Raw genomic sequence first — 19,582 nt, 5'->3', positions numbered from 1 at the left:
GCCCAAGCCCCATGAGCTGGTTCGAATCGTTCGTCCTCGGTTTCGTTCAAGGACTGACCGAGTTCCTCCCGATCTCCTCCAGCGCGCATCTGCGGCTCACCGCGGCGTTCGCCGGCTGGCACGATCCTGGCGCGGCGTTCACCGCGATCACCCAGATCGGCACGGAGGCCGCAGTCCTCATCTACTTCCGCAAGGACATCGCCCGAATCGTTTCGGCGTGGTTCAAGTCGCTGACGAACCGCTCGATGCGCGGTGACCACGACGCCCAGATGGGCTGGCTGGTCATTGTCGGCTCCATCCCCATCGGCGTGCTGGGTGTGACGTTCAAGGACCAGATCGAGGGCCCGTTCCGCGATCTGCGACTGATCGCCACCACCCTGATCGTGATGGGCATCGTCCTGGGCATCGCCGACCGCCTGGCCGCCCGCGACGAGACCGGCGGCAAGCACCGGGCGATCAAGGAACGCAAGTCCCTCAAGGAACTGGGCATCAAGGACGGCCTGATCTTCGGCTTCTGCCAGGCGATGGCCCTGATCCCGGGTGTCTCCCGGTCCGGCGCCACGATCAGCGGCGGCCTGCTGATGGGCTACACCCGCGAGGCGGCGGCGCGCTACTCGTTCCTGCTCGCCGTCCCGGCGGTGCTCGCCTCGGGCGTCTTCGAGCTGAAGGACGCGGGCGAGGGACATGTGGCGTGGGGCCCGACGATCTTCGCGACGTTCATCGCGTTCGGTGTCGGATACGTCGTCATCGCCTGGTTCATGAAGTTCATCACGACCAAGAGCTTCATGCCGTTCGTGATCTACCGGATCATTCTGGGCATCGTGCTGTTCATCCTGGTCGGCGCGGGATCTCTGAGCCCGCACGCGGGTGAGTCCGCGGGCTGATCGGCTTCAAGCGGACATCACCAGCCGGCGGCAGGTCAGGCAGCACGCCCCGTTCCAACCGCCCGGCCCACGGACGGGGTTCGACCCACGGGAACCGGGCCGCGATCCCCCCCATGGCCGCCTCGAACATCTCGCGCTGCCTTCGGCCACCGTCTCCTCGCCGGTCCACACTCCTCACGACGACCGACGGTGGCCGCACTCCGGTCCGTCCCGTACCGGCCCCGAGCAGCTAGATCACGGTCAACAGCTGGGGTACTAGGCGGTTTCGAGGAGTCGCTTCCGCAGCAGGGCAGTGCCGGATTCGGCCAGCCAGTCCGCGAACGTACGCAGGCCGGGGTGGATGACGCGCAGCGCCTCGATGTCGGCGTGCCAGCGCGATCCTGCTGCCCAGCGCTCCCGGACCTGTGCTATCTCGGGGCTGAGTGCGGCCGCCTCGGCGTGGGTGATCTGCTCGTAGCGCACCGGGACACCAGTGGCCTCACTGATTGCGGCAGCTGCCTCGGCCGGGGTGGGGGCATCCCCGGCCAGCTCCAGACTTCGCCCCGCGAATCGGTCCGGCCGGCTGAAGGCCAGCGCGGCGAATTCGGCGATGTCCTCCACCGCGATGACCTGGACGGGTTCGTCCGGCGGGAAAATGTGCCGGTGCACGCCGTGCGCGATGCCGTCGACTCCGATGGGTATCGATCCGAGATAGTTCGACATGAAGCGCACCGGGCGCAGCACGGTCACTGAGTTGATCCGCTCGTGCAGGTGGTCCTCGATGCGCTTCTTCCCCTCGGAGCCACCCGTGCGCCCCGGCGTGGAAGCGACGCCCGTGAACACGACGTGCTCGACCCCCACAGCGGCAGCGGCATCGATCAGCGCCCTGCCCCGGGCGAACTCCCGGTCCACGTCGGTGCCGGCCGGCCCGAATGCCACGGGCGGGACGGCAAACAGTTCCGCCGCTCCCTCCAGTGCCGCAGGCAGACTCGACGGGTCGTCGAAGTCGCCGCGGACGAGTTCGGCCCCGGCGGCTTCGAGTGACCGGGCGGTGGGCGTGGTCGCGTCCCGCACGAGTACGCGCACCGGTCTGCCCGCCGCCAGGAGCCGGCGTGCGGTGGCGCCGCCCTGTCGACCGGTCGCACCGGTCACGGCAACCAAGCGATCAGTGGTCATGTCGTCCTCCACCCCGGGATTGTCGGGAGCACGGTGGGTCGGGCCCGGGGTCGATGTGGAATGCTGCACCCGGTTGAGTCCGACGGACAAGGGATTACGTGACATGACCGCAGCTCCCGAGGACATCGGCCGGGCTGATGCCCGCCACAACCGCAAGAAGGTGCTCGCCACCGCCTCACGGGCGTTCGACGAGCACGGCCCGGACATCTCGCTCGGTGCGATCGCACGGCAGGCGGGGGTCGGCGCCGGCACCGTGTACCGGCACTTCCCCAGCAAGGAGATCCTGCTGGAGGCCGTACTCGCCCAGCAGGTCGACAACCATGTTGATGCCGCACGGCGTTGGGCGGCCCGCGCAGACCCGGTCGCGGCGTTCTTCGGCTTCCTCCTGGAAGTCGTCGACACGTCTCAGGGGCGCAAGCACGCGTGCGACGCCTTGACCACCGAAACGAGCTGGCCGCGCCCCAACCTGGCTGCGTCGGCGCGACGGTTCCGCCAGGCACTCGACGAACTGCTCCGCGCAGCCCAGCGGGCCGGCGGGGTCCGCACCGACGTCAGCGCGGACGATGTCGCTGCGCTCACCGTCGGGTGCGCGACGACGAGCGCCGCCCACCCCGACCGGAACGGCGGCGCCCGCATGGTGCGGCTGACCCTGGAGAGCTTGCGGAGTCCCGCGTCCGTCACGCAAGGGCGGGTGTTTCGTGACGTGCCCGGCACGCTTCACGCGGCGCCACGGTGTGAGCAGTGCGGGGCCCGGCTGGACGCCCGGCCCACCGGCCGCCCCGCCCGCTACTGCGGAGCTACGTGCCGGCAGCGAGCACGTCGCCGCCGCGTCGCCCAGGCAACGATTTCCTGAGGGCTGTCCCGCAGTCCCTGGTGGATCAGCGCACGGTGGAGTGACCGAGTGCCGGCACTCAGGCGCGCGCTCACCGATTGGCGGCCAGCACTGCCGCGAGGCCCTCTTGCAGATCTTTGACGAAATACTCGGGGACCTCCAGCGACGGGAAATGTCCGCCGCGTTCCGGCGACCCCCATCGGACGATCTGCCGGTACCGCTCCTGTGCCCAGGGGCGCGGACACTTCTCGACGTCGCGGGGATACATACTGACTGCTGACGGGACGTCGACCCGAAGTTCGGGGTCCAGCGAGTTGTGGCTTTCGTAGTAGATGCGGGCCGCCGACGCGCCGGTGCGCGTCAGCCAGTACAGGGTGACGTCGTCAAGGACGCTGTCCATGGAAATCGTCTCGAACGGGCTGTCTTCGGTGTCTGACCACTCGGCGAACTTGTCGAGGATCCAGGCGAGAAGCCCGACCGGTGAGTCGACAAGCGAGTAGCCGATGGTCTGGGGCCGGGTCGCCTGCTGCTTCGCGTACGCCGCGCGGTGGCGCCAGAAATCGCGGGTTTCCTCGGTCCATTCCCGCTCGGCCGCCGTCAGCCCGTCCGTCGTCAACCCGGGCGGCGCCTCCGCGAACGTTGTGTGGATGCCGAGAACGTGCGCCGGGAACCTGCCGCCGAGAACCGTGGTGATATTCCCTCCCCAGTCGCCGCCGTGGGCCGCGAACTTGCTGTAGCCGAGCCTTCCCATCAGTTCCACCCACGCGGCCGCGATCTTTTCGGTCCCCCACCCGGTGGTGGCCGGCCTGTCGCTGTAACCGAAGCCTGGCAGCGAAGGGACCACTACGTGGAATGCGGGTGCGTCCGCATCCTTCGGATCTGCCAACTCGTCCACCACATCGGTGAACTCGGCAATGCTGCCCGGCCAGCCGTGGGTCAGGATCAGAGGCGTGGCGTCCGCGCGCGCCGATCGGCGGTGCAGGAAGTGGATTCCCAGATCATCAATGGTCGTGCGGAATTGGCCGATCCGATTGAGGCGCTCTTCGAACGACCGCCAGTCGTACCCGGTGCGCCAGTAGTTCACGACATCGACAAGGTCGGCGAGAGGTACGCCCTGCCCCCATCGGCGAGGCCCGGGCGGGGTGCGATGGACCGTCTCGGCCTCCGGCAGCCGCGCTGCGGCCAGTCGCGCACGCAGATCGTCCAGGTCGGCGTCAGTTGCGTGGGCTTCAAATGCTTGCACGTCGCTGGTCGGACGGGGCATGAGACCTCCTGGCCATCGAGGGTCCGGCTGCGAACCATTCGCGAACCACCTAAGACGGTTCTAGCAGCCCTCTGAGTCACGCCGCAACCTGCTAAGGTGGTTCCATGCCTGCTGGGTTTCCTGAATTCCGCCTCGGTAACGTGCTGGCGACCAGCTTCACGGGGACCCTGTCGGAGCGTCGCGGCAGCGCGGTGGAGCGCATTCCCACCCCGCACCGGCTCGTCGACTGGCTGACAGTGAACGGCCTCGCCGTGGACTCCTGCAGCACCGCCCAGCTCGACCTCGCCCGGGAACTGAGGGAGTCGATTCATGCCGCCGCGACAGCGGCCGCGCTCCAGGACCCTCTCCCTGCGTCAGCTGTCCAAGTCATCAATGAACGCAGCGCTCAGGGGCGAGCCGCGGCTGTCCTGACGCCGGCGGGTGAGCGGCGCTGGCTACTCGGCACGGCTTCCGGCGTGGAAGATGCCCTCGGCGTGATCGCCGCCGACGCGATCAGCGTCATCGCAGGCGAACGGGACGGAAAACTGGCCCTGTGCGCATCGCCAACCTGCCAAGCCGCCTTCTTCGACACCAGCCAAAGCCGCACCCGCAGATGGTGTGACATGAACACGTGCGGGAACCGCCAGAAGAAAGCGCGCTTCAACGCCAACCAGCGCAAAAACCTCGGATCAGCGGAGTAGTCGCTACCCCGCTACATCCAAGTGGGCCCCGCAGTTGCGGCACATCCGTCGCGTGGGGCGCCCCTTGAACCAGTGGGCGGCCGACGTTGCCCCGAGTCACCCCTCCTGGCCGCCACGTGCGTCGCCCCCATCTCGCGCACCTGCCTCCTTCAGCAGCGTCCAGCCGTCGACTTCCACCACCCGTCGCTGCCCCGGCTGCCAACCGCGTGAAAGCGCCACATCGAGCAGAGCCCGTACGGCGCCCGGCTCGTGCAGGTTCAGGGAGTTGCCCCGGGTGAAGCCCACGTCCCCGGAACCCAGGAATGCTCCGCCCGGGACGAACCGGCCGGGGCCGTCGGCGAACACGATGCGCAGCGGCCCGCCGGTGCCGGCCGGCTGCGGGGACAGCGTGAGGGTCTGTCGGCAGTCCACGGACCGGCCGCTGTCATCCGCACGATGACTGTGGCGCATGGACCACATGTACACGCGCCCGTCGGCGACCAGCCGACGGCGCCTCTTAGCGTTGCGGGGCACGGATCCGAGGGTACGTGGCCCGACCCACGCGACGCCGCTCTGCCGGTGATCAAGTTGGGCGGCGTTTGCAGGGAAGCCAACGGCACGGCTGCAAGGCGATCGCATCGCCATGCAGGACCTGGCAGCTCCCGGCCCGGACGACGATGGAGTAGGTGGATCGGGCAACTCCCGCCCCCTCCGCCCCCTCTCCGCAGGGTTCGCCCACCCCTTCCCCACCCTTTGGTCACAGCTCCGTCACCACCGGAACATCTTCCTCCTCTGCCGCTTGTCTCGCCGCTACGGTCATGCCTCCACGGACATCCTTGGGGGGCACATGTCGCATCAGCAGCCGCAGCAACCCGGTTGGGGCCGACAGCCGGGGTGGGGGCAGCAGCCCCCGCCCCGAAGAAGAGCAACACCGGGAAGATCGTGAGCTTCAGTTGCCTCGGCATCGTCGCCCTCGTCATCGTCTTCGCCATCGGCGGCGCCATCGTCTTCGGGGGCGACGAGAACGAATCGTCGTCCGGCAGCAAGCCCACTGCCACCGGGCGGAGCACCGAGCCGGACAAGGCGAAGGCCACCGGGACGGACGGTCCGCAGAAGGAGAAGACGACGGCGACGGCGACGCCTGCCGACGCGCCGGTGACGATTGCCGCGAGAAAGGCCGCCTTCAAGAAGAGCGTCATCGCCGACGGCTCCGACTACACCAGTGTCGAAGTGACGGTCACGAACAACAGCGGCGACGACATCGACGTCAACCCGCTCTATTTCTCGGTCACCGACGCCAACGGCAGCAAGCACACTGCCGAGCTCGGCGTCGACGAGAACCAGATGGGCACCGTCCACCTCGGTCCCGGTGAGAACATCACCGGCACGATCACCGGAAAGGGTCAGTTCGACTCCAAGTACGTGACGTACACCGATGGCCTTCTCGGGGACAGCGTCCGCGGCGACGTGTCCTGACGTCCGCACCTGCTGCCCGCACCTGACGCCCGTACGCCGGGAAGACCTGTCCCCCACCCCAGGGCGGAAGGCGCAGGCAGCTGCTCGGGTTACCCAGTCGGCTCGGGGTGTCGGGCGCGACGGAAGTCCGGTACGTCCGCCGTATGTCACTGGCGGTGCGCGGGCACGAACTCCCTGATCAGCCGCACCAGTTGCTCCGGCTGGTCCAGCGGGACGAGCGTGCGGCTGCCGGCGATCTCGACCAGCCGGCCCTGTGGGAGGAGTGCGGCGAGGCGCCGGCCGTGCTCGGGCGGCATCACGCGGTCCCCGGCCGCCCAGAGGACGAGGGCCGGCCGGTCGAAGGACGGCAGGCTCCCGGCCGCTTCGGCCAGCCGGCGGGCGTCCTCGCCGGCCGCTCGCAGCGTCCGCACGGCGTCGCGGCGGATCTCCGGCCGGGTCATGACGGGGCGCGTCCAGCGTCGGGTGGCCGCATCGCCCCGGTGGGTCAGCCAGCCGAACGCGATCGGGAGGCGGCGTACCGCCCGCAGTCGCATCTGCTGCATGAACACCCCGAACATGCGGGGCGAGAGCCTGCCGGCCAGCGCGAGAGTCGTTCCCGTGACCCGTGCCGGATAGTTGTCGAACGCCTCGCAGGAAACGAGCACCACCCGTCCCACCCGGGCGGCTCCGTCGGCGACGATCAACTGGACAAGGGCCCCGCCGGTGTCGTTGCCGACGAGGGTGACGTCCCGCAGGTCCAGGCGGTCGAGGAACTCGGTGACCAGCCGCGCTGTCCCGAGGAGGGACAGGTCGGCGTTCGCACGCATCGCGCGGCGGTGCGCACCGAGGGGCAGCGTCGGGGCCAGGCACCGGTGGTCGGCGGACAGACCGGCGATCGGCCCCTCCCACAGCGACGCGTCCATCATCAGTCCGTGCAGCAGGACCACCGCGGGTCCGTCGCCGCCGGTGTCCTGATAGTCGATCGTCCCGGCGGACAGTTCGATCTCCTTCATGACCGTCGCGCTGCGGCCGGCGCGTCCGCGGAGTCAGGTCGCCCGGCGGCCGCCGCAACCGCGGAGTCGGATCGCACAGTGGCCCCCGCATCCGCGGAGCCGAATCTCGCCGTAGCCGCCGCATCCGCACCCGCGGGCGCCTCGTCGAGCAGGTGATGGCGCAGGAAGGACAACTCAGCCCGGACCGCGGGTTCGTGCTGGTCCAGGAACGGTGCGTAGTGCCCGCCGGGCAGGCGGACCAGTTCGGCACGGGGTGCCTGTCCCGCAGCGCGGACGGCGGGTTCGCTCAGCGCCGTGCGGTCCTGGTCGCACACGAGGACCAGCAGCGGACCGCGTATCCGCGGGGCGTCGCGGCCCGGGCGGTAGAGGACGATGCCGAACACGGAGCGGGCGGCGATCGTCTGCTGCCACTGCGGGTAACGGTTGCCCGGGTTGAGGGCCCTGTCGCCGTCGACGGCGTCCGGGGTGGTGAGCATCGAGACGGTGCCCGGCTCGCCCGCGAGAGGCACCAGCACGGGGCTCCGGCCGAGGAGTCCGCCGGCCGCGTCCAGCAGGGCCCGGCCCGTGAGCCGCAGCATCGCGAGCGGCTTCTGGTGGCGCGTCGCGTTGCGGGAGGCGGCCGGCCCGTCGGCGTTGGGTGTCTGGGCGATGGCCGCCGCGAGCTGCGGGTTACGGGCCGCCACGCGCAGGACATGACCGCCGGACAGGGAGAAGCCCCAGATCGCGATCCGGGCCGGATCGACGTCGGGCAGGGTCGCGGCGAAGGAGATCGCCGACTGCCAGTCGACGAGCTGATCCTTGATCCGCACGGTCTGGCGCGGCCGGCCGCCGCTCTCGCCGAGGCGGCGGTAGTCGAAGGCGAGGACGGTGAACCCCGCGTCGTTGAACCGCGCGGCGAAGGGGTCGGTGCCGGGCTCCTTGGTCACTCCGCCGCCGCCGGCCATGATCACGCAGCCGCCGTTCGTACCGGGATAGTGCCAGGCGGCGCATTCGGTGCCGTCGGCGGTGAATCGGACCTTCTGGCGTTCTGCGGACGTACGCATGCCGACCTCCGGGTGGATGGATTCATCCCTCCCAAAAGTGAACCACGTGGTTCACATGCTGTCCATCGCCCCGCCGGCTCCGCGCCGCGGCCACGGAGGCACGGTCACTCGTCCGCGGCCTCCTCCCGGTCCAGCGCCCGGACGAGCGCCTCGAACCCGGCGGCGACCCCGGCGGTGTCGCCGCTGGTCCGGGCGTCCACCAGGAAACCGCGGAGTGTCGCGAGGACCATTTCGGCGACCTCCAGCTTGCGGCGGTCGGACCAGTGCTGCGGGCAGACGGACAGCAGGGTGGGCAGGTACTGCTGGGACGCCTCGCGGCCGAGTGCTGCGTAGCGTTCGGAGTCGTACATCGCGAGGCCGATGGCCTGATCGAGCACCCGCGCCTCCTCGCCCACCAGGATGGGCCAGACCGCACGCACCCACTCCCCCAGCGACCGGCGGACCGATCCCTCGGTGGCGGCGTCCAGTGCCTTCCCGATGCGCCGTTCACGCAGCCGGACGACCGCCTGCACGAGCAGGTCGTCCACTCCGTCGAAGTGGTAGAGGAGCACCTTGTGCGTGGCACCGGCCGCTCGGGCGGCGCGCCGCAGCGAGAAGTCCACGAGCCCGTTGGCCGCGAGGTCCTCGGTGACCCGTTCCAGCAGCTCCCGACGGCGGGCCTCACCGCGCGGCGATCCCGCCGAGCGCCGGTAGCCCGCCCGTTCCGGTGAGTCTTCGTCGGCAGAGATGTTCATGCCGACAGCTTCCATGATGCGCGGGGCGCGCACAGCGGGGCCCCGCCGCGCCGGTGGCGGTCGGGGAGCGGCCGCCCGGTGCCGGACCGCCCCCGCCCCCGCCGGAGCGGGGACAGGGGCGATGCGGGCCTCGGTGCGCGTGTCGTCACTCGGTCTCGACGAACGGCGGAAGATCGGGTTCGACGAAAAGCCCCTGGTAGCGCGGTGTCGGTACGGCCTCGACACGGCCCTGGGCATCGGCCGCCGAGCCCGCCGCGCTCTCGTCCGAGCGCCGCTGAACCTGGCGGGGCGGGGTATCAGCCATCGGGTCTCCTGTACATCGCAGTTGCTGTGAGAGCCCCGAGGCCGGCCGGTCCGAGGACCGCGGCGACGACGGGGGTGTGGCATCGTCCCGGTCCCACACCCACCAGGGCTCCGGTAAAAATTCCGACGAGGCTTGCAGAGACTATCCGTTGCCGCAGGTCCGGCCGTCGGCACCGTCGCCGGTGCGTCCCGCATTCGCCTTCACGGCCGCATCAGTAGGCGACGACCGCCCACACCAGCGCCGCCGCCACGGCCACCGCGTAGCAGCCGACGGCAGCCCGCACGACGGCCACTCGGGCGGGTGCGTTCCACGAGGTCAGAGCCAGGAGGCGGGCCAGCGCGGGAAGGACGAGGACGGCGTGCAGGCTCACGCCGTGCAGGGGCTTGAGCGAGGCCGTGGAGGCGTAGCCGGCCAACTGGTGCCCGGTGCGGGTGAGATACACGCCGCGCGCGATCATCGCCGCGCCCGACAGCAGCCCGATGACGAGAATCCCGCAGCCCGCCCGCAGCGCGAGCGCCATGCCGTCCGGACCGCCGGGGCGCCGGACGAACGCGGCGGCCGACAGCAGGGACAGAATGACGACCAGTACGCCCCCGCCGACGGCCAGCGTCATGGACACAGCCGTGTCGAAGGGGGTCTCCATGTTGAAGTGGGACGGCACGTGCCGCCAGGCCTGCAGGGTGATGCCGGCGACCTCCAGCACACAGTCCGCGGCGAACAGCCCCAGCAGTACGGCCCGGGTGCGCACGCCGATCCGCAGGTACGAGGAGACCCAGGCGATCGCGATGAGGGTCAGGCCGAAGGAGAGCCCGAAGGTGACGGGCTTGCGCCAGGACACCGGGCCCTCCCAGGAACCGCCGTCCGCGACGAGCACGACGAGATGCACCAGCCCGGACGCGATGAGCACCGCCCCCGTCGCGTAGCAGAGGGCTTCCACCGGCCGGACGCCCCGGAGGCTGCGGGGGTGCCCGGACGGGCGGCGGATGCGCCGGCCCGGCGGTCCGGCCGGGGCAGTTGCTGCGGTCTGGTTCTCCATGGTGCGCAGCTTCCCGCGGCACACGTCCGGGCGTCGTCGTACCTCGGAAGGCAGTGCCCGTACGCCCGGTGGAGTACCGGCCGGTTCCGCCGGGCCCCCTGCCGCCTCACGGGGCGGTGCGGTCCTCCTGCCACTGGGCGTAGGGGACGCGGGAGATCTCCCGTACGCCTCCGAAGGTGCCCCACTCGTCCTTGCCGAGCCGGGTCAGCGGGCGCAGCCTGGTGACCTCAGGATGCCCGTCCGCCATGACGTCCTCGTCGACCACGGCATGCACCACACGGCCGAAGACGACAGTGGAGTCGCCGAGCAGGACCGTGCTGTGCAGCTCGCATTCGAGGGCGACCGGTGACCCCGCCACCCGCGGGGGCTTCACCCGCAGACTGGGTTCCGGCTCGACGCCCACGGCCTCGAACTCACTGACGCCGCGGGGAAAGTCCGTCGCGGTCGCGTTGATCTGCTCGAAGAGGTGTTCCGGCGCGAAGTTGACCACGAAGGAGCCGGTCTCCTCGATGTTGCGCAGCGAGTCCTTGCGCCCGACCGAGGTGAACTGGACCACGGGCGGACTCACACAGGCGATCGTGAAGAACGAGTGGGGGGCCAGGTTGGCCGTTTCGCCGTCCGGGGTCACGGTGGACACCCAGGCGATGGGCCGCGGCACGACCACCGCGGTGAGCAGCCGGTAGAACGTGCCCCGGTCCGTGGACCGGGGGTCGATGTCGATACGCATGCCGACGAGTATGCCGCCCGTCGGGCAGGCGCTACGCCTCCGTGTCCTCCGGGCCGTCGGAGCCGAACTGCTCGGCCCGCAGGGCGAGGTCCTGCAGCACGTCCGCGGACGTCACATCCGTCTGCCCCGAGTCGTGCACCTGCGCCAGCATGGCGAAAGCCAGGGTGAACGCTCCGACCAACTGTTCGACCGCCCCCCCGACCTCGCGGCCCACCAGCCCCACCACATCCTCGATCGTGGCGTCCTCGGGGATCGCGATGCGCGGCATGGTCTCGTTCAGGAGGGCGGTCACCACGGTCGAGTCGTTGCTCGGGTCGCCGCGGTCCGGGTCCTCCTCCAAGAGCCTGCGCATCTCGCCCGCCTCGGTGAGGATGCCGATCACACGCTTCACGACTTCGCTCTGCTCCATCCCGCGAGCATAGGTGCAGGCGCTGCGACCGACGAGGACAACAGCATTCGGCGGCTCGCCGTGCCGGACCCGTCGGACCGGTCCGCAGCACCGGCACGCGCGGCCGGCAGCCGACGCACCGGGGCCCTGGGCTCAGGCACGGCCTCCTTTGCCGCGCCCCGCCTCGGCGGCCGTTCCGCGCCCACGGGGGCCGCCGCGGGTGCACGGCACTTGGCCCCTGGGGCCTGCGGGCACACACTGACCCGATGACGCAGCGCGTAGATCTCTCGACCGTGATGGACCGGCTCTCCATCGATGCAGTGATCACCGGCTACGCGGTGGCGGTGGACGACGGCGAATGGAATGACTACCAAGCACTGTTCACCCCGGACGGCCGCGCCGACTACCGCACCGCCGGCGGCATCGAGGGACCCGCCGCCGAGGTCGCGCAGTGGCTGTCGCAAACGATGCTGCTCTTTCCCGTGCGGCAGCACCTGATCGTCAACCGCCGGCTCGACCTCCAGGACCTCGGCGGCTACCCGGGCGACGGGGCCCAGGTACGGGCCGACTACATGAACCCGATGCGGCTGACAGGCCCGGACGGCGACGACAGCGGGAAGGGCGGCGACGACGCGTCGCCGACCGCGCCGAACTTCGTCTCCGGCGGGCGGTACGCCTTCGAGCTGCTGCGCACGGAGAACGGCTGGCGGATCCATGGCGTGACCGTGCACGAGAAGTGGCGGAGCCTGTCGGGCCCCCTCGCCACCGGCTGATCGGCCCCGGCCCGCTTCCGCTGCCTCACACTGGGGGAAGAAGACGGGAACCGGGGCACGGAACCGACCCCGGACAGGGCAGAACGAGGAGGCGCTCCATGCGGACCTGGGCCGGGCGACGGAGCGAGTGGGGCAACCGGATACGCGGCTCCGCCCTGTGGCGTGGGGCCGCCGCGCTCGCCGCCGGCGCGCTGCCCGCGCTCGCGTTCCCCGCCCCCTCGCTGTGGTGGTTCGCCTATGTCGCGCTGGTCCCCTTGCTGCTCCTGATCCGATCCGCCGGTACGGGGCGCCGGGCGGCGCTCGACGGATGGCTCGGCGGGACCGGCTACATGCTCGCTGTGCACCACTGGCTGATGCCGAGCCTCCATGTGTTCATCGTGGTGCTGGCGGCCCTGCTCGGGCTGCTGTGGGCCCCCTGGGGCCTGCTGGTCTCCCGGCTGCTCGGCGGGCCGACGTCGGGCGCCGCGGTGGCCGCGGCCGTGATCGTGGTTCCGTGCGGCTGGCTGATGATCGAGCTGGCACGCTCCTGGGAGGCGCTAGGCGGCCCCTGGGGGCTGTTGGGCGCGAGCCAATGGCAGGTGACGCCCGCGCTCCGGCTGGCCTCGGTGGGCGGGGTGTGGCTGGTGAGCCTGCTGGTGGTGGCCGTGAACACCGCCGTCGCCGTGCTGCTGGTGTCCCCGGCCGCCCGCACGGCAGCCGTCGTGGCGCTCGTGGCCGGCACGGTGGCGGTGGGAGCGGTGTGGATGTGGGCGCCGCAGCCGGAGCGGTCGGGGGTGGCCCGGATCGCCGTGGTGCAGCCCGGTGTCATCGAGGGGCCCGGCAGCATCCAGCGCCGCCTCGCCCGCAGTGAGGAGCTGACGCGCTCGCTGGCGGGCCGGGACGTCGACCTGGTCGTGTGGGGCGAGAGCAGCCTGGCCGTCGATCCGGTCCGGCGGCCCGACGTCGCCGCCCGGATCGCGGCACTGTCGCGCCTGGTGGGCGCGGATGTGCTGGTGAACGTGGACGCGAGACAGACCGATGCGTCGGGCCGGACCGGAATCTTCAAGAGCGCCGTGCTGGTGGGTCCGCAGGGCCTGACCGGTGACCGTTACGACAAGATGCGGCTGGTGCCCTTCGGTGAGTACATCCCGGCCCGGTCGGCGCTCGGCTGGGCCACCTCGATGGGCCGGGCCGCGGGCGAGGACCGGCTGCGCGGCGCACGGCCGGTGACCATGACGCTCCCCGGCGCGCATGCACTGCACATCGGCCCGCTCGTCTGCTTCGAGTCCGCGTTTCCCGACATGAGCCGACGGCTGACCCGGGACGGTGCGCAGCTGCTGATCGCCCAGTCCTCCACCTCGTCCTTCCAGAACGGCTGGGCACCCGCCCAGCACGCCTCGCTCGGTGCCCTGCGGGCCGCCGAGAACGGCCGCCCGATGGTGCATGCCACGCTCACGGGTGTGAGCGCGGTGTACGGCCCGCAGGGCGAGCCCGTCGGCGCTCCGCTCGGTACGGACACCAGCGGGGCCGCGGTGTTCGGCGCGCCGCTGGCGACGGGGACCACGCTGTACGTCCGGCTGGGCGACTGGCCGTTGTACGGCGCACTGGGCGTCCTGGCCGCCTTCTGCGCGTTCGAAGGGGTGCGGTCCGTGCGCAGGCCCGGCCTGTCCGTTCCGGCGGGTGCGGTCGCCGCCGGGGCCGCGTCCGCCACACCTGCCCGGCCGGCCCCGGAGTCCCGGACGGAGTCCGCGCAGTGACTCGGAACGCGCAGGGACTACCGGGCGGTGCGCGCGCCGTCCGTGGAGCGGCAGGCGGAGGTCTCAGAATCCGCTACGGCCCGGCCCGTTCACGGTGATGATGTCGCCCATCGCGTCGACGGTGAGCGCGATCCGTTCCACCTTGTTGGTCACGCCCAGCACCAGCCACACGGCGCCCCAGACGAAACAGCTGAACACCGTCAGCACGGCGTGCAGCACATGGTTCAGGGGGCGGCCGCGGACCATCACGACCTGGGTCTCGGAGCGGGACTCCATGCGCCAGCCGCTCGCGATCCGCTGGCTGACCGCCCAGTCGAGGATCAGCGCGCGCTGCATGGCATCGGGCGGCCGCCCGTCCGCCGAGTAGTACCCGGGCGGGGGCTGGAGCGCGCCCCAGCCCGGTGGCTCGTGACGGCGTTTCACAAGGTCACCTCCGCGGGCCGGCGGTCCATCCCCTCAGCCTGCATCGGGCCCGGTCCGCACGCATCCGGAGGACCGGACGGACCGGGCCCCGGCCGTGGAGGGGGAGCGCTCAGGCGCAGTCGAGGTCGCGCAGGACGCGCTCGCAGAGGTCGTGCGTCTCCAGGGCGTCGCGGGCGCTCAGCAGCTTGCCGGCCCGCACGGCGTCCAGGAACGACAGCACGCTCTGCTCGATGCCGCGCTGCCGGGCCACCGGCACCCAGTCGCCGCGCCGGCGCGTGCTCGGCTGGCCCTTGTGGTCGATCACTTCGGCGAGGTTGACGACTTCGCGCTTGGAGTCCTGGCCCGAGACCTCCAGCCGCTCCTCGGTCGACCCGCTCAGCCGGTTCATCGCACCGATGGCGGTGAAGCCGTCCCCGGACAGCTGGAGCACGACGTGGTGCATCAGGCCGTCGCGGACCCTGGCCCGTACGACCGTCTGCTCCACCGGGCCCGGCACCAGGAAGCGCAGCGTGTCGACGACATGGATGAAGTCGTCGAGGACCATGGTCCTCGGCTCCTCCGGCAGCCCGACCCGGTTCTTCTGCATGAGGATCAGGTCACGCGGGTGCTCGAGGCACTGCGCGTAACCGGGCGCCACCCGGCGGTTGAAGCCGACGGCGAGACTGACGCCGCGCGCCTCGGCGAGCTCCACCAGCCGCTCGGAATCCGCGAGTGCGTACGCGAGCGGCTTGTCGACGTACGTGGGTACGCCCGCCTCGATCAGCCGGCCGGTGATCTCCGGATGCACGGCGGTCGGGGCGTGCACGAACGCCGCGTCCAGCCCTTGGGCGAGGAGGGAGTCGAGGTCGGTGTGGCACTGCGCGGGCGCGATCCGGTGGGTCGCCCCGACGGCGGCCAGAGTGGCGGGGGTGCGGGTCTGCAGATGCAGTTCGACCCCCGGCAGGGTGGTGAGTACCGGCAGGTACGCCTTCTGCGCGATGTCGCCGAGCCCGATACAGCCGACCTTCACAGGGTCTCCCTCTCGCCGTTCAGCGCCGTACGTCGCGGCCCTCGTCCGTGGCGCTCCACCGCGGTTTCGCCGGCGCGTCCTTCGTCCCGGCAGCATACGTGTGCTGCGGTGGCCGCCAGTCGGCGATGCCGTCGAAGGTGCGCAGGACCAGACCGGGTCCGAACCGGGAGACCGTGGACATCACGAAGTCGCGCACCGCGACGGAGGCGGGCCCGGTCAGCCGCATCAGCCGGGAGACCTGTTCGGCCTTGCGGACGACGGCGGCGGTGCGGGGCAGCCGGTCGGCGGTGTACCCGGCCAGGCCGGCGCCCAGGTCCGCGCCCGGTGCGACGTGGTGGGCGAGCACGATCCCGTCCTCGATGGCCTGGTTGCCGCCCTGGCCCAGGGTGGGCGCCATGGCGTGGGCGGAGTCCCCGACGAGCACCGTGCGGCCCAGATGGAAGGCGGGCAGCGGGTCGGTCATCTGGTAGACGTCATTGCGGAGGACACCCGTGGGTTCGGCGGCGGAGATGATCCCGGGGATCGGGGCGTGCCAGTCGCCGAACCGGCGCAGCAGCTCGGCCCGCTCGTCGTCGGCGGCCCGCGCTCCCGCGGGGGCGACGGCTGCCGCGTACGCGTAGATCCGGCCGTCCTTGAGCGGCTGGGTGCCCCAGAGGGCGCCGCGGCCCCAGGTCTCGTGCGGGGCGAAGGGCTCGGCGGGGGCGGGGACGACTACGCGCCAGGCGGTGAAACCGGCGTACGACGGCCCGGGGTGGTCCGGGAAGAGCGCGCTCCGCACGGCCGAGTGGATGCCGTCGGCGCCGATCACGAGGTCGGCCTCGACCGGCCCCTGCGGGGTGCCGACCACGGCGGGCCGGCCGCCCACGACCCCCGGGTCCACGAGGTGTGCCGGGCAGCCCGTGCGGATGGCGGTCGCGGGGAGCCCGGCGGCCACGCGGTCGATCAGGGTGGCCCGGTGCACCAGGACGAGTGGGCCGCCGAACCGCTCGGCCGCGGCGGCACTGTCGGTCCGGGACAGCCAGCGGCCGTCCGGGGAACGCATGCCGCCCTCACCCTGCCAGGCGGCCAGGGACCGGATCTCGTCGCCGAGCCCGATGACGTCCAGGGCACGCTGGGCGTTGGGGGCCAGACCGATACCTGCGCCGACGGGCTCCAGGGAGTCGGCCCGCTCCAGCACGGTGACCTGCCAGCCCGACCGGTGCAGGGCCACCGCCGCCGTGAGACCACCGATACCGCTGCCGATGACGACCGCGCGGGGTGCGTCCATGACTCCTCCTCGACTCTCGGTAACTACATCTGTAGTGACGAGACCAACGTACTACAGCTGTAGTTACGGCGGTAGGTTGATCCCATGGCCACACGCACCACCGGTTCCTCCCGGGCCGATCTGATCGCCGACGCCGCACTCGCCCTCCTGGCCGAGCGTGGCATGCGGGGGCTGACCCACCGAGCGGTGGACGAACGAGCCGGTCTCCCCCAGGGGTCGACCTCCAACTACGCCCGCACCCGGCAGTCCCTGCTGGAGGCGGCCGTGCGGCGCCTGGCCGAGCGCGAGGCACGGGTCCTGGCGCCGGGCGAGCTCCCGGCACCGGACCGGGCCCCAGACGGGGCCACCACCCCCGCCCGGGAGCCGGTACCCGGCGCGGCGGCTCCCGGCCCCCCGTCCGGCCCGGCCGCGCTTCCCTGTCAGGACGCCCTGGTCGCCGGTCTCGCCCTGGCCCTGCACCGCTACCTGACCCGCCACCGGGACCTGCTCGTCTGCCGTTACGAACTCGCCCTGGAGGCCACACGCCGCCCCGAACTGCGGACCTTCTTCGACGCGACGGGCCGGCAGTTCCGCGAGCCCCTGGTGGCCCTGATGAAGGCGGCCGGGTCGCCCGAGCCCGAGCGGCACGCCCTGTCCCTGGTGGCCTGGTGCGAGGGGCTGATGTTCTCGTGCGCGGCAGGCTCCTACAGCGGTTCCGTGCCGAGCGAGGCCCAGCTGCGTGCCGGTTTCGGTGAGCTGTTGCGCGGGATGCTCGGACGCTGAGGCGCGGGCGCGCCCGGCCGCCGCGGTGACGACACGCGGGGCGCTGTGCTGACCGGGTCACTCGTGCGGGCCAATCCGGGCCTCCCGGCTCACTCGACGGCTCGTCCGCACAGCAGAGTTGATCAGGTGCATCGAACCAGAACCACCGTGAAGCTCCTGGTCGGCGTGGCGGTCACGGCCCTGTCCGGGTGTGTGTCCGTCCAGCCGCAGCCGAGCGCTCCGCCGGCTCCGGGGCCCAGCAGGCCCGCCCAGGACCTGGCTCCGCAGGTCGTCCGGCCCCCGGTCCGCGACACCCTGGAAGCCCTGCCGGACCCGAAGCCGTCCCCCTCGGCGGGCGGTCGTGCGGCCGCCGTCCCTCCGGCCGCAGGGCGTGCCGGACCCCGCCTGCCACAGCAACAGCAGAACCGCCCCGGCGCACCTCGCCCCCGGCCACGGGAGGCCGCCCCTGCCGCCCCCGTACCCGCACGCGTGCCTCCCCGGCCGGTACGGCTCACCGGGACGGACCTCTGCGCGCTCGGGCGGGGGTACGGGCACTGGCCGGCGGCCAGTCCGCAGTCGCGGATCTGCGACGACGCCTACGGTCGCTGACCGAAGGCCGACGGAGGGGCGACGGCAGGCGGCAGGCGGACGGAAGGGCGGAGGAAGAGCGCTCAGGCTGCCGGAAGGGTGGCGGCGGGCGTGGGGCGGGCACGGGGCGGGGCGCCCCCACGGGCCGCCGTGGGCAGCTTCCTCGCCACCCGGCCCGCGCTCACAGCTCCCGCAGCCGCCGCTCCAGCCGTCCGATGGCGGCCCGGACTCCGCCGCCGTACCCGTCGTCCACCCCGTCCTCCGCGAGGACCGCGGAGGCGTCCCGGGCCCGGTCCAGATGGATCCAGGCCCGGGACGGACGGCGGAGCTTCATGTAGTCCGCCGCGAGGTTGAGGTGGAGCGAGGGATAGAAGGCGCGCACCGCGAGGGCGTCCCGGTGTTCCGAGACCCGCTCGTCGCTCAGCCCCTCGGCGGCGGTCAGCGCGCGCAGGTCCCAGGCCAGCTCGTCGACGGGATCGTCCTGGGTGTCCGCCATGTAGTGCGCGAGGGTGCACCGGTGCAGGGCGTCACCGTCCTCGCCGATCTGCGCCCAGAGCTCGCCGAAGCGATTCCGGGCCTCCTCCCGGTCACCGCCGTGCAGCAGCATGATCGCCTGGCCGATTCTGGTCATGACGACGTCCTGCGACGCCGCCTGCTGCTCCGTCACTGCGGTCTCCCTCGTACCCGTCCACCTGCGCCCGGCCGGATCCGATGGGTTCCGGACGGTTCCGGATGGTTCCGGCCGGTTCGACGCTAACCGTCGCGGCGGACAATCGCACTCAGGCTCCGGCGCGCCATCAGCCCAGGTCGGGGATGCGCCAGTCGATCGGCTGGTGCCCCTGAGCCGCGACCGCCTCGTTGATCCGGGTGAACGGGCGGGACCCGAAGAACTTCTTCGCCGAGAGCGGCGAGGGGTGCGCGCCCTTCACCACCACATGGCGCTCCTCGTCGATCAGCGGAAGCTTCTTCTGTGCGTAGTTCCCCCAGAGCACGAAGACCGCCGGCTCGGGCCGGGCGGAGACGGCGCGGATCACCGCGTCGGTGACCTTCTCCCAGCCCTTGCCCTTGTGCGAGTTCGCCTCGCCGGCGCGCACCGTCAGTACGGCGTTGAGGAGCAGCACCCCCTGCTCGGCCCACGGCATCAGATACCCGTTGTCCGGGACCGGCAGGCCGAGCTCCTCCTTCATCTCCTTGTAGATGTTCCGCAGGGAGGGCGGAGTCCGCACGCCGGGCCGCACCGAGAAGCACAGCCCGTGCCCCTGGCCCTCGCCGTGGTACGGGTCCTGGCCCAGGACCAGGACCTTCACCCGGTCGTACGGGGTCGCCTCCAGGGCTGCGAAGACCTGCCCCCGAGGGGGATAGACCGGCCCCCGGCCCGCTCCTTCTCGACGAATTCGGTGAGCTCCTCGAAATACGGCTTCTGCAGCTCTTCGCCGAGGACGCCGCGCCAGGACTCGGGCAGCAGGTCGGTGTCGGTCACGTCAACAACCTCCGGTAAGCAATCAGTTCTTGACCTCAGAACCTACCGGTGACCACTGACAACGGGCTCCG

At 71.6% G+C, this 19,582-nt stretch carries 22 protein-coding genes and 1 pseudogene; 8 read left to right on the top strand and 15 right to left on the bottom strand.

All coding sequences use genetic code 11. From position 1 onward, the window contains the following. Window positions 1-11 precede the first annotated feature (11 nt). Window positions 12-884 (top strand): undecaprenyl-diphosphate phosphatase, encoded by an 873-nt coding sequence (locus LNW71_RS29515; protein WP_250970984.1) that lies wholly within the window; start codon window positions 12-14, stop codon window positions 882-884. 255 nt (window positions 885-1,139) lie between these two features. Here the strand turns inward: LNW71_RS29515 and LNW71_RS29510 are convergent, their stop codons facing one another. Continuing rightward, entirely contained in the window at window positions 1,140-2,039 is a 900-nt protein-coding gene (locus LNW71_RS29510; protein WP_250970983.1) for an NmrA family NAD(P)-binding protein, read from the bottom strand. Window positions 2,040-2,142: 103 nt separating this feature from the next. On the opposite strand from LNW71_RS29510, the gene LNW71_RS29505 reads away from it, so the two are divergent. Next, window positions 2,143-2,892 (top strand): TetR/AcrR family transcriptional regulator, encoded by a 750-nt coding sequence (locus tag LNW71_RS29505; RefSeq protein ID WP_250970982.1) that lies wholly within the window; start codon window positions 2,143-2,145, stop codon window positions 2,890-2,892. Between the two features lie 70 nt (window positions 2,893-2,962). On the opposite strand, the gene LNW71_RS29500 is transcribed toward LNW71_RS29505, so the two are convergent. Continuing rightward, window positions 2,963-4,135 (bottom strand): epoxide hydrolase family protein, encoded by a 1,173-nt coding sequence (locus LNW71_RS29500; protein ID WP_250970981.1) that lies wholly within the window; start codon window positions 4,133-4,135, stop codon window positions 2,963-2,965. Between the two features lie 104 nt (window positions 4,136-4,239). Here LNW71_RS29500 and LNW71_RS29495 point away from each other — a divergent pair, with 104 nt between their 5' ends. Then, window positions 4,240-4,815: a CGNR zinc finger domain-containing protein gene (locus LNW71_RS29495; protein ID WP_250970980.1), complete on the top strand. Its 576-nt coding sequence runs from the start codon at window positions 4,240-4,242 to the stop codon at window positions 4,813-4,815. A gap of 96 nt (window positions 4,816-4,911) precedes the next feature. On the opposite strand, the gene LNW71_RS29490 is transcribed toward LNW71_RS29495, so the two are convergent. Next, a complete protein-coding gene (locus LNW71_RS29490; RefSeq protein WP_250970979.1) occupies window positions 4,912-5,328 on the bottom strand; it encodes a hypothetical protein in 417 nt (138 codons plus the stop codon). A 360-nt stretch (window positions 5,329-5,688) separates the two neighbouring features. Here LNW71_RS29490 and LNW71_RS36590 point away from each other — a divergent pair, with 360 nt between their 5' ends. Continuing rightward, window positions 5,689-6,270 (top strand): DUF4352 domain-containing protein, encoded by a 582-nt coding sequence (locus LNW71_RS36590; RefSeq protein ID WP_250970978.1) that lies wholly within the window; start codon window positions 5,689-5,691, stop codon window positions 6,268-6,270. Between the two features lie 146 nt (window positions 6,271-6,416). On the opposite strand, the gene LNW71_RS29480 is transcribed toward LNW71_RS36590, so the two are convergent. From LNW71_RS29480 to LNW71_RS29450, 7 genes are all read right to left on the bottom strand, one after another. Beyond that, window positions 6,417-7,262 (bottom strand): alpha/beta fold hydrolase, encoded by an 846-nt coding sequence (locus LNW71_RS29480; RefSeq protein ID WP_250970977.1) that lies wholly within the window; start codon window positions 7,260-7,262, stop codon window positions 6,417-6,419. Continuing rightward, a complete protein-coding gene (locus LNW71_RS29475) occupies window positions 7,259-8,305 on the bottom strand; it encodes an alpha/beta fold hydrolase (RefSeq protein WP_250970976.1) in 1,047 nt (348 codons plus the stop codon). Before LNW71_RS29475 ends, LNW71_RS29480 begins: the two co-directional genes overlap by 4 nt. Window positions 8,306-8,409: 104 nt before the next feature. After that, window positions 8,410-9,039 carry a TetR/AcrR family transcriptional regulator gene (locus tag LNW71_RS29470; protein WP_250970975.1) on the bottom strand — a complete coding sequence of 210 codons (630 nt, stop codon included), beginning with the start codon at window positions 9,037-9,039 and terminating at the stop codon, window positions 8,410-8,412. 145 nt (window positions 9,040-9,184) lie between these two features. Continuing rightward, entirely contained in the window at window positions 9,185-9,343 is a 159-nt protein-coding gene (locus tag LNW71_RS29465; protein ID WP_250970974.1) for a hypothetical protein, read from the bottom strand. A 211-nt stretch (window positions 9,344-9,554) separates the two neighbouring features. After that, window positions 9,555-10,379 (bottom strand): hypothetical protein, encoded by an 825-nt coding sequence (locus tag LNW71_RS29460; RefSeq protein WP_250970973.1) that lies wholly within the window; start codon window positions 10,377-10,379, stop codon window positions 9,555-9,557. Between the two features lie 106 nt (window positions 10,380-10,485). Next, window positions 10,486-11,106 (bottom strand): flavin reductase family protein, encoded by a 621-nt coding sequence (locus LNW71_RS29455; RefSeq protein WP_250970972.1) that lies wholly within the window; start codon window positions 11,104-11,106, stop codon window positions 10,486-10,488. 31 nt (window positions 11,107-11,137) lie between these two features. Next, window positions 11,138-11,515 carry a hypothetical protein gene (locus LNW71_RS29450; protein ID WP_250970971.1) on the bottom strand — a complete coding sequence of 126 codons (378 nt, stop codon included), beginning with the start codon at window positions 11,513-11,515 and terminating at the stop codon, window positions 11,138-11,140. Window positions 11,516-11,760: 245 nt separating this feature from the next. Between LNW71_RS29450 and LNW71_RS29445 the strand changes: the two genes are divergently transcribed. Continuing rightward, a complete protein-coding gene (locus LNW71_RS29445) occupies window positions 11,761-12,267 on the top strand; it encodes a nuclear transport factor 2 family protein (protein ID WP_250970970.1) in 507 nt (168 codons plus the stop codon). Window positions 12,268-12,365: 98 nt separating this feature from the next. Next, window positions 12,366-14,003 (top strand): apolipoprotein N-acyltransferase, encoded by a 1,638-nt coding sequence (lnt, locus tag LNW71_RS29440; RefSeq protein WP_250970969.1) that lies wholly within the window; start codon window positions 12,366-12,368, stop codon window positions 14,001-14,003. A gap of 63 nt (window positions 14,004-14,066) precedes the next feature. Here the strand turns inward: lnt and LNW71_RS29435 are convergent, their stop codons facing one another. From LNW71_RS29435 to LNW71_RS29425, 3 genes are all read right to left on the bottom strand, one after another. After that, window positions 14,067-14,426, bottom strand: coding sequence for a hypothetical protein (locus LNW71_RS29435; RefSeq protein WP_250970968.1), 360 nt, complete (start codon window positions 14,424-14,426; stop codon window positions 14,067-14,069). Window positions 14,427-14,535: 109 nt separating this feature from the next. Next, window positions 14,536-15,435: a Gfo/Idh/MocA family protein gene (locus LNW71_RS29430; protein ID WP_250970967.1), complete on the bottom strand. Its 900-nt coding sequence runs from the start codon at window positions 15,433-15,435 to the stop codon at window positions 14,536-14,538. 19 nt (window positions 15,436-15,454) lie between these two features. After that, window positions 15,455-16,702, bottom strand: a complete 1,248-nt coding sequence (locus tag LNW71_RS29425) for an FAD-dependent monooxygenase (protein WP_250970966.1) — start codon at window positions 16,700-16,702, stop codon at window positions 15,455-15,457. Between the two features lie 84 nt (window positions 16,703-16,786). Between LNW71_RS29425 and LNW71_RS29420 the strand changes: the two genes are divergently transcribed. Continuing rightward, a complete protein-coding gene (locus LNW71_RS29420) occupies window positions 16,787-17,464 on the top strand; it encodes a TetR/AcrR family transcriptional regulator (RefSeq protein ID WP_250970965.1) in 678 nt (225 codons plus the stop codon). A 126-nt stretch (window positions 17,465-17,590) separates the two neighbouring features. Continuing rightward, on the top strand, window positions 17,591-18,052 hold the full coding sequence (locus LNW71_RS29415) for a hypothetical protein (RefSeq protein ID WP_250970964.1): 462 nt from the start codon (window positions 17,591-17,593) through the stop codon (window positions 18,050-18,052). 160 nt (window positions 18,053-18,212) lie between these two features. Here LNW71_RS29415 and LNW71_RS29410 read toward each other — a convergent pair whose 3' ends face one another. Both LNW71_RS29410 and LNW71_RS29405 read right to left on the bottom strand, forming a co-directional pair. Beyond that, window positions 18,213-18,698: a hypothetical protein gene (locus LNW71_RS29410; RefSeq protein WP_250970963.1), complete on the bottom strand. Its 486-nt coding sequence runs from the start codon at window positions 18,696-18,698 to the stop codon at window positions 18,213-18,215. Window positions 18,699-18,828: 130 nt separating this feature from the next. After that, window positions 18,829-19,511: pseudogene (locus LNW71_RS29405) on the bottom strand (uracil-DNA glycosylase). Between the last annotated feature and the right edge of the window lie 71 nt (window positions 19,512-19,582).

Origin of the sequence: Streptomyces sp. RKAG290, assembly GCF_023701695.1 — a bacterium.
GTDB lineage: Bacteria > Actinomycetota > Actinomycetes > Streptomycetales > Streptomycetaceae > Streptomyces.
This window is presented reverse-complemented; position numbering and strand designations above follow the sequence as displayed.